Source organism: Xenorhabdus siamensis, from assembly GCF_037996745.1.
GTDB classification, from domain to species: domain Bacteria; phylum Pseudomonadota; class Gammaproteobacteria; order Enterobacterales; family Enterobacteriaceae; genus Xenorhabdus; species Xenorhabdus indica.
In genome coordinates, this window is sequence record NZ_JBBMXE010000009.1 from 130,591 (window position 1) to 144,488 (window position 13,898).

The following is a 13,898-nucleotide window of genomic DNA, read 5'->3' on the forward strand; positions in this document are numbered from 1 at the left end:
GCACTCATGCACTTTGTTCCTCATCAGTTGCACAGTCGTCGTTTATACAGTCAACAGGACAATCGACGGTACTAAAGAGCACATCCAATGCATCAACAAATTCAACGGGTGGCAGATAGCGATAAATACCATGTCCCGGATTATTGTTATCAATGCCACGCAGAAACAAATATATCACCCCGCCAAAATGCTGCCGATAATCATAGTCCGCCAACCGATGGCGTAAATAACGATGCAGTGCCAGCGTATAGAGTTGGTACTGCAAATCATACCGATGCTCTATCATGGCTGAGGCCATAGCTTCCTGAGTGTATGATTCGCTGCTCTCTCCCAACCAGTTCGATTTGTAATCCACCAAGTAAAACTTATCCTGCCAGCAAAATACTAAATCAATAAACCCTTTCAACATGCCTTTGACCTGATGGAAGGATAAAGGAGCGCACTGTGCTGACAAGGGATCATAACGATGAGTTAAGGCATCTAATGCGTTGGAACGCAATAAATTATCAACCGGCAGATAAAACTGCATTTCGTTTTGTTGATGATAATGTGGAACATCAGCAAGCCGCATCCCCTGTTCATTTAACTCTGCGGTCTGGATATCCGTCATCCATTGCTGCAATACTGATGCCCAGCGCTCATCAAAACCTGCGGTTGTCAGCTTTTCCGCCAGCCAAATCTGATCCGGCGGGGAACTGAAATCCAGATCTTCCAGAACGGAATGCAAGAATGTCCCGGCCGATGCTCCGCGCGGAAAAGTATGTGGTGTCATCAATAATGATGGTTCAACTTGTTTTTCACCACGAACGTCAATATCAAGTTTCGGTGCAATGGATTGGACAATCACTTCTACCGATTCGCCAAACGCACTGATATGAGCCTGAGATCTGATGTAATTATGAGACACCGAACTCTGTAAGCCGGAATAACTGGTTACCCGCCAGTCATCACGAATGGAACGCCGGAATTTTCTGGCAGCCAGCAATAGCATATCTTCACTTTTGGGCTCCCATCTTTCATCTCCAATATCTTTTATCGGTATCACCTGAATATTGTCATCTTTGAGTTCATTTAAGCTACATTCTAGTAACTCAGCATCACCTTTCTGCCCTTTTTGCACCAAATAACCAAGGGCGGAAAGATGTAAATCCGTATCCCCAGTTTTTTTCTTATTACCCTGAATCAATGGTGCAACACCGACACTACAGTGATATACCGCTCGCGTTAAGGCCACATAGAGCAGGCGCAAATCTTCCGCCAACCGTTCTTCATCGGCTAATGCCAGCTTTTCACTATCCTCAAAGATACTGAAATGGGTTTTAAAATTCTGCCGATCGTGATAGATGGCCCGTTCCTGTTTTTTGAAGCTGCAAATAAAAGGCAGCCAGACCAAAGGATATTCCAGCCCCTTTGATTTGTGGATGGTACAAATCTGAACCAGATGTTTATCACTTTCCAGACGCATTTGCTGATTTTCTAACTGTGGATCAGGGCGGGAAATCTGCTGTGCCAGCCAGCGAACTACTGAATGTTCACTATCCAATTGCAACGATTCTTCCTGCAACAGTTCACTAATATGCATAATATCAGTCAGACGACGCTCACCGTCATATCCTGCCAACAGATTCTCTGCAATTCGGTATTTCCCCATGACTGCCCGTAACATCGGCAAAACACCCCGTGAGCGCCACAACCGGGCATAACCGTCAAACTCATCCACCAACTTATTCCATGCCGTTTCATCATGGTTTAGCTGATCAATCTGCCTGGCACTTAAGCCAAATAAACTACTGGCTAATGCACTTCTCAGTACACGTTCCTTTTCTGGTGATAACACTGCTTGCAGAAGCCAAAGCACGTCTTTAGCTTCCGGTGTATCAAATACATTCTCTCGATTAGAAAGGAAGACAGACGGGATCTGTAATTCATTCAACTCATCACGAATCAGTGCGGCTTCACGGCGATTACGCACCAGTACCGTAATATCTGCCGCCGTAACAGGCCGATTTTTTTCGCCCTGCTGCAATAGTGCACCCCCTTCCTGCCCTGCCAGTAACCAATCTCTGATTTGGGCAGCACACAATCGTGCCATGCCCTGTTCGTAATCCCTTTTTGAAACCCCCTCTCCAGACTGGAACCAGAACTGCAAGGCTGTTTGTTCCTGCTCATGGAGCAAGAATTTCAGGTCGTGATTTTTCTCTGCTGAGTTGACGTGAATAAACGGAATTTGGTCAAACAGAAACGGACGATCGGTATGGGAAAATAACTTATTGACCGCTTGTACCATCGGAGCGGAAGAACGCCAGTTAGTTTCCAACGTGTAATGCGCACTCACTTGGGCACGCGCCTGAATGTAGGTGAAAATATCCGCCCCGCGAAATGCATAAATTGCTTGTTTGGGGTCACCAATGAACAACAAACCATTTTCCGCTTGATGGCGATATATGGCCTGAAAAATTCGGTATTGCTGCGGGTCAGTGTCCTGAAACTCATCGATCATCGCAACGGGGTAACGTTGCCGGATGGTTTCCGCCAGTTTTTCTCCACCTTCGCGTTTTAAAGCGATATCCAATCGCGTCAGTAAGTCGTCAAAGCCCATATGCCCACGCATCAGCTTTTCCTGATTGATGGACTGGCGTACTTCAACAATCGCTTTGGAGATGATGATGTCGCGTAAGGTCAGGGGTTGTTGATATAAATCATCAATGGCCGTAAACACGGGATGTCGGGGAACTTCACCCTTTTTGGTTTTTTCTTCCAATCTTGACTGGCAAAATTTATCCAAGTCTTTAGGAAGTTGATAATCTCTGGTTTGCGATTTAGCCCACTCAGAAATACTATTCAGCCAATTAGGTAAATACTTCTTACTGTAACTACGCTTATCTACCCCAGAATTATCAATCAACGCTTGTAAATCCTGTATAGCCTCATTCCACTGCTGTTTGACCCCGTCGATCAAAGCAATGATCCTTTCATGGCGGCTGACTAAGGTTTCATCACCGTCTGGCGCGTTGATGATATATGGAATATCCCCTCGCAGATGATCAGATATATCTTCCAACAGGGCTTCTGGCCCGCTCCATTCCTGACTGATCACCGTCGCCATTGATAGCGATAACGGATAACAGTGACGCCGCCAGAAATCAGCACAACTTTGCTTTCGAAGTGGGTATTCATCCTGAATCAACGTTTGCTCAAATAAAATGCCGGATTCAAACGCATTGTGCACCAACATGCGCTGGCAGAAGCCATGAATGGTGTAAATTGCCGCTTCGTCCATTTGACGTTCAGCAGCCAGTAACCAATTCGCCGCACTTTGCCTGTCGGGGATCTCTGCCAGCAATTGCTGATAAACCGGATCATTCACCGCGTTATCCTGCCGAATGCATGCCAGTCGCAACTGGTGGATATTTTCACGAATACGCCCACGCAATTCATCCGTTGCTGCCTCGGTAAATGTTACAACCAAGATCTCTTCAACATTAAGCGGACGGGAAAAGGCGGCATTGCCGCCCAATCCGAGTAACAAACGCAGGTAGAGTAAACCTATCGTGTAGGTTTTTCCCGTACCTGCTGAAGCCTCAATCAGCCGTTGACCATGCAACGGCAATGTTAACGGGTTAAGTTTATGAGACGTTATGTTACGGGGTATTTCTGTGCTCACTGAGCATTCACCTTAACCGGTAATTGTTTCTGAAAAGCGGATACATTCGGGTAAGTCTTCCAGTCTTTCAACTCTGCATATTGATGAAGAGAGCCTTTCTTCCCTGTAATTTGTGAAATCAGTGCTAAACCCTGATGTTTCATGACTGCTTTGTCATAAAATTCGATTAATTGTGCTTTCGTCACTTTTTCAAGGGAAGCAATCATTTTCTCTCTTGAATCAAATTTGAAGTTATTACGGCCAAAATCACTGCCGTAACGGGATGCTTCCTCAGAAAACGTTTGTGGTGGTTGGCGCAGCTCTGTCAGCAATACTGTTTTATACTGCTCAAAATTTGCATCAGACATTGCCTGCAATTTTTTCTTCGTTTGCTGATAGAAACTCTGGTAACGCTGATGCAGGTAATCAGGCTGTTCGCTGTTACTCTGCAACAGGAAGCCGAGTCCCCATTGTTCTCCTACCCTTGTATTGAAGGCGAAAACCGCATAACCCAATTGCTCTATTGTTCTTAATTGATAATAGAACCAAGGCGATAAAATACTACTCAGCAGATTAGAATAGGCATATCCGTTAATGCGATCATATCCCGTCGGAATGTAGACTTCCGCCAGCGCGTTATCAGTGCTACTGGCAGTGCCTTCAAAGTTAACGGCATAATTACGCTTCAATTCGACATTTTCACCACTCCACCACACAGTACCCTGGTTGGCGAGCTGCTGATGCGCGGATGTAACAATATCAATACTCTGTTTTTCGGTTAGATTACCGAAAACTACCGCCTGTAAAGCAGAGCGCTGGATCAGTTTATGACGGTATTTGACAATATCATCAACATTGATGCTATCCAACGCCTTTAAGCGTTCAGCCTGCTCAATATAAGGAACATTGGATAAACGAGAAACTGGCTGCATTGCCATTTCATAGGCTTTGCCTTCATTAGCAATTTCCAATTGGTTACGATACCAAGACTTGGCTTGTTTCAGTTCAGCCGGAGTTGGTGTAAATGCTATATACTGGCTGATAGCAGAAGTTAACAATTTAGGTAAATGTTGGGTATAACCATATGCCCCGATTTGCAACCCATCAGTATATTCGGTTGTAATCGTCAGACCTCCGACGGATGCCTGATAACCAAGCTGATCCAGTGCAAGAGAAGACAAATAAGACAACAGCGCGTAACTCACCTGTTCTTTGGCGCTCTTCACTCCATCAGCATTGCGCAGATCCAATGCGATGCTTGCTTTCGGTTCATCGGCAAAATATTGACTTGGCATATACAGCAGACGAACACTCGACTGTTCCAAAATCATTTTGGGATGTTTCTGGCTGCCAGATGTCTTAATCAGGGACAAATTATCAGGAATATAAGGGTTCAGTTCTGGTAAAGAGAATGAAATACCTTTTTCCAGTTTTTGCCACTCATTACGCTGTTGTTGAGTGATTTTATTAACCTGATAAGGTGCCTGAACAAAATAAGCCTCTTTGTTATGTGGCTCTTTCGGGCTGATAAACCAAATGCGAGCATTTTCAGGTGTCAATTGAGCCAAACGGCTGGCAATAGCCTGAGGGTTGTATTCATCCGCAAGATAGCAAGCATCCACCACATGGGAAACAGGCACCTGTAACATGGCATCAACTAACGACTGAATATAGTTCATATCCCGTACGATTGAGGCATACTGGAATGATAAATTGAATACTTTAGCCATTTCATCAAAATAGCTTTTTTGAATGCCTTTTTGCTTCAGCAGGTTAATGTAAGAAAAGATAGCCGCAATAACTTGATCACGCCGCTCAAGCCCTTTGTCTGTCAATGTGACATAAATACTGAATGAACCAGAATTACCATCTGTTTTCGGACTGGCACTGGCACTGATCCCTTCGGCCAGCCCCTGTTTCAGTAACCAGTCAGATAGGGTATTCTCACTGCGGTTACCAATCAGATAGCCAATATAGGCATCGGTTTTACTACGAAAATCAGCGCTGTTATCCGCAATGCTGAATTCCAGTTGCAACGATTTATAAGGTTTAAATGGCACATAATGGATAATGACATTTCTTTCTTTATCTGTTATCGCCGGAACCGTAATAGCAGAGACGGAAGCCTGTCGATTCGGAATACGGCCAAAAGTATCCACTGCAATCTGAGCTAATTTTTCTATCGGCTGATTGCCATACAGGACGCCTTTCATCAAATTGCCAGAGTAATAATGCTGATAAAAATCAATCAGCGCAGTCTGTAACTTACTGTCTGGTTTATCTTTCAGGGTTTCCAGATTTCCCCCTGCAAAACGGGAATTCGGATGAGCCGGATTCAAGGTTTCTGAACGGATCTGCCAGATGCGGTGCTCTTCTCCAGCACGAGCAATGGTCATTTCGTTATCAACGGCATGGCGCTCCCAATCAGTACTCTCAGGATCTAACAAAGGCTCTGCAAGTGCATCGGCCAGACGATCGGTCGCCTCTGCCAAAGAACCATTATCAACTTCCAGATAAAAGGCTGTACGGTTGGGTGAAGTGCTGGCATTGCTGCTTCCTCCATGTTTCTGTAAAAAACCATCAAAACTGCCGGGCTGAGGATAGCGTTTAGACCCCATAAATACCATGTGTTCCAAATAATGTGCCAGTCCAAGCTGATTATCTGGATTCTGCATATGACCAACTGGGATTGCCACAGCCGCCAATGATTTAACTGCTTTTTCATCTGAAACCAGCAGAACTGTCATGTCATTTTTCAGTTGGATAGCTTTATATTCACGGAAATCACGCTCACTTTTGTGAATGGTTTCCGGTAACGGTTGCCAAAGCGATTCGGCATATATTGTTTCTCCCCAGAAAAGTAGAAAAAGCATCATCATGATGCGAATAACATATTTAGGCATAACCTAATATTCTCCCTATTTCTTCTTTAAGCTATTTCTTCTTTAAATAGTACGCCATAGGCAACAAGTAGTTTTGTACTTCGCGTTTCATGCGTACCCAAAATGATTGATCCACCTGCCTGAAAGCCCTTTGAGTATAAGCATCATTAAATTCACCCTTTTTTCCTTGTGTTCCCAGCCATTGCTGCATTAATTTGCTTTCCGCTTTTTGCTGAGCTTCCTCACTAAAATTGATCTGCTGGCTTTCCTTGTCGTAACAAGCCTCCAGCCATGCCCAACCGCTTCGGCAAAACAGAGGAAGAGGCTCGGACATTCCTTGAAAATAGCCTGCAACCAACTGATTCAGATGATTCTTAGCTTCATCGGTTGTCAATGGTGAAAAATGCCATACACTGTTTTCCCTCCCATACATGCGACTTTCACCTTCTCCTCCTGAGAAGCAGTAGGCAAGATGTTCAATCCATAGTTGGATACCATCATTGGCAGTTAAGTTCGCCGGACGCCAACATAAAATTCCATCAGATTGAACTTGGTTAATTTTTCCGGTCAGAGTAACAGCATCTAATTCATGGTGTAATGCTATGAAAGAAGGATCCATTCTCTCTTCTCGTACCTTATCTGCCAACGGCTGCATCGCCTCAAGCTGATTCAGCCAATATACTTCACCAAATGCACCGTGTGGCAACCCACCTGATGCACGGAGGTGATAAAACAATGATTCAGGTTGCCCCTGCTCAAGCAAAATATTTAATAATAATTGGTTGAATTGATAACGCTGCAAATGATCCAATACAAAGGGTTCTTCCTCAGGTAATTCTGTTTCTTCAATAACAAAATGGACTTTCAATTTTTGCTGAAAAAATGCCCTGACCGGATGGCGATAAAAACGAACCAGATCATCCAACGCCACTTCTGTTATCTCACGAGTATCGCAATCTAACGGCTGACCAAAATTAACGGGGGAAATGCCTTGCAAACTGGCTGCCGGTAGCCATTCAACCGCATAACTTTGTAGCTCATGATCGGGTTGAAAGTTTTCCGTGGCAAAAGGGACACGCGTATGTTGCCGCAACAGATGATTTCTGACTTTTTTTGCACTGTCATCCACATTGAGCATCTCATCCCCCGGCAAGCAGAAACTCTGGCAAACATAATCCAGCAGTTCGTTAACCAATACGGAAGGGTTACATTCTGTATCATCGCGAATTGATTTACCAATGTAACTGATATACAAATACTCTTCCGCTGATATCAGTGCTTCCAGAAACAGATAACGGTCATCGTCACGCCGTTTCCTGTCCCCTCTCTGGCTTTTTTCTGTCATCAGATCAAAGCCAAGGGGTGGGATTGTTCGTGGATAAATACCATCATTCATTCCCAACAAACAAACAACTTTAAAGGGAATAGAGCGCATTGGCATCAGAGTACAGAAATTCAGGGAACCCGCCAGAAAACGTTGGCTGATTTTCTCATCATCAAAACGAAGAGCTAACTCATCACGCAGTAAGATCAGGGGGATCTTTTTGTCATAATGTGCATGCAGACCATTCTCAATCACCTTCTGCCATTGCTGGGTGATTAATGCCAATACCAGTTCGGTTTCATTATCCGCAATAAAAAAGGTTTCCAGCAATTGTGGACAAATACTAAGCCAGTCCGTCAATGATTGCTCTTCACTCAGGATCCTGCGCCAGCGATTTAATTCCATTAAAAACTCAGCCAGTTGCCCGGCCAGCTCTGCGGCAAGGCCACTGGATTCATCATAAGGTAAAACTTCGTTCCACGGGCCTGCGTGGCTATCCATTGCATAACCTAGCAACATGCGTGTCAGACCAAAATGCCAGGTATTCTGCCCGGTGGCAGGCAATGACAGCGCTTCAATATTGTCATCATCCAGCCCCCAACGGATACCGGATTCCTTTACCCAACGCCGCAATAAACGTAGCCCATCTTCCTGAATTGCGAATTTACCAGCCAGAGAAGGCACTTCCAATAATGCTAATACCTGCTCGGCTGTAAAACGGCTCTGAGGTAAATCCAGTAGGGTAATAAAAGCCTGTAATACCGGGTGTGCCTGACGAGCTTTACGATCAGAAATGGCAAAAGGAATATAACGTTCATCCGGCGCGTTACCGAATACGGCCTGAATATAGGGCGTATAATTGTCGATATCAGCCATCATGACGATAATGTCCCTCGGTGTCAGAGAAGGATTATCATCTAACAGACGCAGTATTTGATCCTGCAAAACCTCGACTTCTCTCTGCGGACTGTGGCACGAATGAAAAGACAGAGAACGATCTTCCCAGACAATCTGTCGTTTCTTCAAACTGTTTTTAAATGTGCTTTCGGTAGAGCCAATTTGAGCATGATCTTCAAGATGTAAGATATCCCGCTGGAGTTGATGCAGAATGCAATCTGGCTCCAGTTCAACAAAAGCATGGATGTCAGCATCCGGTTCTAACTGGGACAACAGGTAAAGATTATCTCTGCCTAATTTTCCCCATGAAGCCAGTAAAGGGTTACTCAGATTCTGTTCCCCTTCTTCATTAAAAAGGGATTGCGCATTATCTGGATCTCTGAACCGTTCTAACGATTGCTGGCTGCGGTAATGTCTGGGTTTACGGCTGTTCAACTTAGCAAGAAATGCGTAATTCTGGATATCACCCCAATAATATTGGCACGGGTTAGTGAACATCAGGTGGATATCAATCTGCTTACCCAGTGCTTTGAATACTTGCAGGTAAGTGGGAGGTAAAGAAGATATGCCACAAATAAAGATCCGGGAAGGCAGTTTTTCCTGTGGAAAATTTCCACCTTCCAATGTTGAAATAAAGCGGTGATATAAGTTAGCACGATGCCACAGAGGTTGCTGTAGTTGATGCGTGTACGCTGTCAACTCGATCCATAGCCGTTTCTGCCATTCCTGATTCGCACTTAGACCATCAACGAGTTGCCCACTTTCCCAGCTCTCCAGCCATTGAGGGCGATAAACCAGATATTGGTCAAACAGGTCAGCAACCCTGCCAGCCAACTGGTGGATCTTACGCTTATCATTATCCTGATCGAGATAATGTCTGAGTGCCACAAACTCAGGCTCAGTTAACAGGTTGGGGAGAAGTGTCATCAGTTTCCATTTCATAGCATCTTTGCTGAATGCCCCTTCTCTGGGAACATCAGGCAATACCTGTGTAAACATCTGCCAGATAAACGTTGCCGGCAAAGGAAATTCCATGTTTGCAGCAATCCCTAATTTCTCTGCCAGTTGAATTTGCAGCCACTGTGACATACCGGGGCTTTGAACCAGGATCACTTCTTTGTCAAATGGGTTAGCGAGGGGGTTTTCCCTGATAATTATCGTCATCAACTCTTTCAGAATATCGAGTTGATTTGAATGATAAACTTTAAACATCAATGCTCCCGCTTGCACAAAACCAGCGTTCTAATTTACCTGAAGGATTATAGCTTTTTGTCACAGTTACCGTTATCTGATAACACCCCAATGGATGAAATTCCTGTCGAAACTCAGTTTCCCACCCTTGTTGTGATCCCTTTTCACCTCCAATCATCTTTCCTTTTAATGGCTCATATTGTTCCAACTGCTCATGTGCCAGTTTTACTGCCTTAAGTTGTAACCAATACTGCTGGAAATTTGATAACAGTGCCTGATGGTAACGCATTAAACCTAACAGAGAGACAGCAAACACGACAGATGCCACCATGACTTCCGGCAAACTAATGCCATTCTGCTGCTTATGCCTGCGAAATATTTTCATAAACAAAATTCAACTGGTATAACAGGACAAAAATCCAACCAACCACTTATAACAGGAGTAAGTGTATCCTGATTTGAACCTTTCATCTGTTTCATCCATTGATAAAGTTCAAGATGTTCTCCGGCAGAAAACGATGCTATTCCCTTTAATAGGAAAAGATCATCCTGATAGCGCCTGAGGCAACTTTGCAAATAAGATCCTGATTTCTGTAAACAGATCCAACTCCCCAACTCCCGTGAATGAAGCGGCCATGACTGTACTGAACCCCATGCCAATGATGACTCTGCCTGTTGAAAAGCATTCAGATATTTCTGTTCATCAAACATCATCAACAGGGCATTTTCTTGCTGGTAATGCAGTGCCTTCAGCATCATTAAACTTAATGTCAGCATCATAAGAATCGATACTAACAGAGCATGACCTCTTTGGTTTTTATGCTGTTGCCTTAAGTTATGCACCAGGTGATTTCCTTATGTTGCGCAACCGAATTGTGGTTTGGTAGTGATAAACAACAGAAGGAGATTTCATCCAACTGGCTTTGATGGACAATGTTATAAATATCAGCCTATTTTTTGACTGTGATTTTTCAAGGTGAAAAGCGTCAATAGTGACTTCATTGGGATCAAAAAGCCGTTCCCAGTTATTTTCCTGACAATTTCCTGCTCCTCTTTTCCATTCAAGAGCACGATTATTTAATCGGTAACCAAAGAATTCAGAGGCAACATGTTCAGGTTCTTCCCATTGATTATTTAAATTAAGATCGAAGGCGACAATAAAACAAGAATGGGTGGCTTCGGTATTTTTATTTTGAATTACCAATGCTTCTCCTTTACATCGTTTACTGTCCTGACAATAGCCTGCCCGCCTGAGATCTTTTTCCATCATATGAGCTACCCGATTCACCAGATAGTGGAGACGGTATTGGCGATAGAGATCGAGTATCTGGCCGGATAAAACAGGATAGGTCTTTGCCATCGCAATAAAAATCACACTGCCAATCAACATAGCAACCAGAACTTCCAACAGGGAAAAACCTGACTGATTTTCTCTGAAACAGTTTCGCCTGAAACAACTTATAGCCCATATCATGAGTTTTTGATGCCCCCACAATCAGGAAGTTGATTTAGATGATTACTGCATGTCCTGATTCTCCCTCTCCCTGAAATGACAATACTTATTTCTCCGGCAGAATTTGCCAGTACAAAGCTGGCTGGCATCGCGGTATTTCTGACACCATAAAAATCAATTCGCTTACTGGTTGTTGATACCAGAGACACATCATCATATGGTGAACTGACCCGTTCTCCTTCATTGCAATTTGTGCTCACGGTAATTGAGGAAACAAGACACCAAGATTGCCCTGTCACCAGCCACAATGTTCGTTCCTGATTCCTATAATTCGCCAGAGCCTGTTGCCTTTCCATAAAAGACAACACATTCTGCACGGCTGATTGCAAATGCAAGCCACTCTGGTAATTTACCCAACTATGCAATCCGTAGAGCAAACTTATTGAAATTAATATCATTGCTATCATTAACTCTAACAATGTAAATCCGCTTTGCCTGTTAGTGTATTTATCGCTCATCAGCATCCAGCCTATCTCTCTGTTTACTGGTTTCAATTCTCGCTGGCGGAAATATCTTCAATTTGAGAGAAAATAAAAAGCGTAATTTTTTATTTATGCGAGGGGATTTGAAGAGAAATATCAGTATATTGCTCTGTTACATTCTATTTGCGAGCCAGCCCAACAATATGACCAACAAGATTGAAATTTATACAAATTAACGATTTAATATTTCCATCCCCAAATAGGGGATGGAAAAAATAATGCAGAATTAAATCGCTACCGGGGCTTTAATACCTGGATGCGGATCATAATCTACAATTTCAAAGTCTTCGAATCGATAATCGAACAGAGATGCAGGCTTACGCTTAATAACCAACGTTGGCAATGCTCTGGGTTCACGGCTCAATTGCAGTTTCGTCTGCGCCATATGATTGCTGTAAAGATGGGTATCGCCGCCAGTCCAGACGAAATCCCCCACGTCCAGATCACATTGCTGAGCCATCATGTGAACTAACAAAGCATAACTCGCAATGTTAAAGGGTAACCCTAAAAATACATCACAGGAACGCTGGTAAAGCTGGCAGGATAGTTTGCCATTTGCCACGTAAAATTGGAAAAATGCGTGACATGGCGCCAAAGCCATTTTGTCCAATTCGCCAACATTCCACGCAGAAACAATGATCCGGCGGGAGTCAGGATCACTCTTTAATTGTTCAATAACATGGGTTAGCTGATCAATCTGACGACCATCTGCTGCTCCCCAGGCGCGCCATTGTTTACCATAAACTGGCCCTAAGTCACCATTTTCGTCAGCCCACTCGTCCCAGATAGTAACGCTATTATCATGCAGGTACTGAATATTGGTATCACCCTTCAGAAACCACAACAGTTCATGAATAATAGAGCGGAGATGGCAGCGTTTGGTTGTTACCAGCGGAAAACCTTCTTGCAAATTGAAACGCATCTGATGACCAAAGATTGAAAGTGTCCCTGTGCCTGTACGGTCATCTTTTGCTGTGCCCTCTTCCAGCACTTTTTTCATTAAATCCAGATACTGTTTCATTTTGCCTCTTGTACCTTATCGTTTCGCGTATTATTACGAGAATTGTTGTTGCGGGAACACTTATATGCCCATACTATCATCAGAATCCCCGCTAAAATCATTGGCATGGAAAGGATTTGCCCCATACTGATCCCTTCAAATAATCCAAGTTGAGCATCAGGCTGACGGAAAAATTCAACGATGATACGAAATACACCGTAACCAATCAGGAATAACCCTGAGACACTTCCCATCGGGCGTGGCTTACGAATAAATAAATTCAGGATGATAAACAGTACAATACCTTCCAACACCATTTCATACAGTTGTGAAGGATGGCGCGGCAGGACACCATACTTTTCCAAAATAGGCCATAGCGAGGAATTAGTGGTTGCCAGTGCAATATCTTCACTGCGAGAACCTGGGAACAGCATTGCCCACGGTGTATCAAGCGTGACACGCCCCCACAACTCGCCATTAATAAAGTTACCGATACGCCCCATACCTAAGCCAAAGGGAACTAATGGCGCAACAAAATCAGCAGTTTGCAGGAAGTGACGTTTAGTTCTGCGCGAGAACCACCACATTGCACAAATGACGCCAACCAATCCTCCGTGGAAAGACATACCGCCGTCCCAGACCTTAAACAAATATAAAGGATTATTCAGGAACATCGGCAGATTATAGAACAGAACATAACCGAGGCGTCCACCGATGAATACCCCGGCAAAACCGGCATACAGCAAGTTTTCTACTTCGTTCTTATTCCAGCCACTGTTTGGTTTTGCCGCACGACGATTTGCTAACCACATAGCAAAAACAAAACCAACCAGATACATAAGACCGTACCAGTGGAGAGATACGGGACCGATTGAAAATATGACAGGGTCAATATTAGGAAATGCCAGGTAGCTAGTGCTCATCGTTCCCCACTAATAATATGTTGTGTGAATAAATTTGTGTGTT

At 43.9% G+C, this 13,898-nt stretch carries 9 protein-coding genes; all 9 read right to left on the reverse strand.

From position 1 onward, the window contains the following. Window positions 1-4 precede the first annotated feature (4 nt). The 9 genes from recB to lgt all read right to left on the reverse strand — a co-directional run bounded on the left by recB (window position 5) and on the right by lgt (window position 13,855). A complete protein-coding gene (gene recB, locus AAC852_RS09740) occupies window positions 5-3,664 on the reverse strand; it encodes an exodeoxyribonuclease V subunit beta (protein WP_340620856.1) in 3,660 nt (1,219 codons plus the stop codon). Beyond that, complete coding sequence (gene ptrA / locus AAC852_RS09745; protein WP_340620857.1) at window positions 3,661-6,546, reverse strand: pitrilysin; 2,886 nt, start codon at window positions 6,544-6,546, stop codon at window positions 3,661-3,663. The genes recB and ptrA overlap by 4 nt, the downstream gene beginning before the upstream one ends. Before the next feature lie 31 nt (window positions 6,547-6,577). After that, window positions 6,578-9,958, reverse strand: a complete 3,381-nt coding sequence (recC, locus tag AAC852_RS09750; RefSeq protein WP_340620858.1) for an exodeoxyribonuclease V subunit gamma — start codon at window positions 9,956-9,958, stop codon at window positions 6,578-6,580. Then, on the reverse strand, window positions 9,951-10,322 hold the full coding sequence (locus AAC852_RS09755) for a prepilin-type N-terminal cleavage/methylation domain-containing protein (protein ID WP_340620859.1): 372 nt from the start codon (window positions 10,320-10,322) through the stop codon (window positions 9,951-9,953). The genes recC and AAC852_RS09755 overlap by 8 nt, the downstream gene beginning before the upstream one ends. Next, on the reverse strand, window positions 10,319-10,780 hold the full coding sequence (locus tag AAC852_RS09760) for a YgdB family protein (protein WP_340620860.1): 462 nt from the start codon (window positions 10,778-10,780) through the stop codon (window positions 10,319-10,321). Before AAC852_RS09760 ends, AAC852_RS09755 begins: the two co-directional genes overlap by 4 nt. Then, on the reverse strand, window positions 10,773-11,411 hold the full coding sequence (locus tag AAC852_RS09765) for a prepilin peptidase-dependent protein (protein ID WP_340620861.1): 639 nt from the start codon (window positions 11,409-11,411) through the stop codon (window positions 10,773-10,775). The genes AAC852_RS09760 and AAC852_RS09765 overlap by 8 nt, the downstream gene beginning before the upstream one ends. Beyond that, entirely contained in the window at window positions 11,408-11,908 is a 501-nt protein-coding gene (locus tag AAC852_RS09770) for a prepilin peptidase-dependent protein (RefSeq protein ID WP_340620862.1), read from the reverse strand. Before AAC852_RS09770 ends, AAC852_RS09765 begins: the two co-directional genes overlap by 4 nt. Before the next feature lie 250 nt (window positions 11,909-12,158). After that, window positions 12,159-12,953: a thymidylate synthase gene (gene thyA / locus AAC852_RS09775; protein ID WP_340620863.1), complete on the reverse strand. Its 795-nt coding sequence runs from the start codon at window positions 12,951-12,953 to the stop codon at window positions 12,159-12,161. Then, window positions 12,950-13,855 (reverse strand): prolipoprotein diacylglyceryl transferase, encoded by a 906-nt coding sequence (gene lgt / locus AAC852_RS09780; RefSeq protein ID WP_340620864.1) that lies wholly within the window; start codon window positions 13,853-13,855, stop codon window positions 12,950-12,952. The genes thyA and lgt overlap by 4 nt, the downstream gene beginning before the upstream one ends. Window positions 13,856-13,898: the final 43 nt, after the last annotated feature.

What these genes read in the sequence shown, in the direction of transcription:
- ptrA (WP_340620857.1), bottom strand. Translation starts at nt 6,546, where the DNA reads ATGCCTAAATATGTTATTCGCATCATGATGATGCTTTTTCTACTTTTC.
- recC (WP_340620858.1), bottom strand. Translation starts at nt 9,958, where the DNA reads ATGTTTAAAGTTTATCATTCAAATCAACTCGATATTCTGAAAGAGTTG.
- AAC852_RS09755 (WP_340620859.1), bottom strand. Translation starts at nt 10,322, where the DNA reads ATGAAAATATTTCGCAGGCATAAGCAGCAGAATGGCATTAGTTTGCCG.
- AAC852_RS09765 (WP_340620861.1), bottom strand. Translation starts at nt 11,411, where the DNA reads ATGATATGGGCTATAAGTTGTTTCAGGCGAAACTGTTTCAGAGAAAAT.
- AAC852_RS09770 (WP_340620862.1), bottom strand. Translation starts at nt 11,908, where the DNA reads ATGAGCGATAAATACACTAACAGGCAAAGCGGATTTACATTGTTAGAG.
- thyA (WP_340620863.1), bottom strand. Translation starts at nt 12,953, where the DNA reads ATGAAACAGTATCTGGATTTAATGAAAAAAGTGCTGGAAGAGGGCACA.
- lgt (WP_340620864.1), bottom strand. Translation starts at nt 13,855, where the DNA reads ATGAGCACTAGCTACCTGGCATTTCCTAATATTGACCCTGTCATATTT.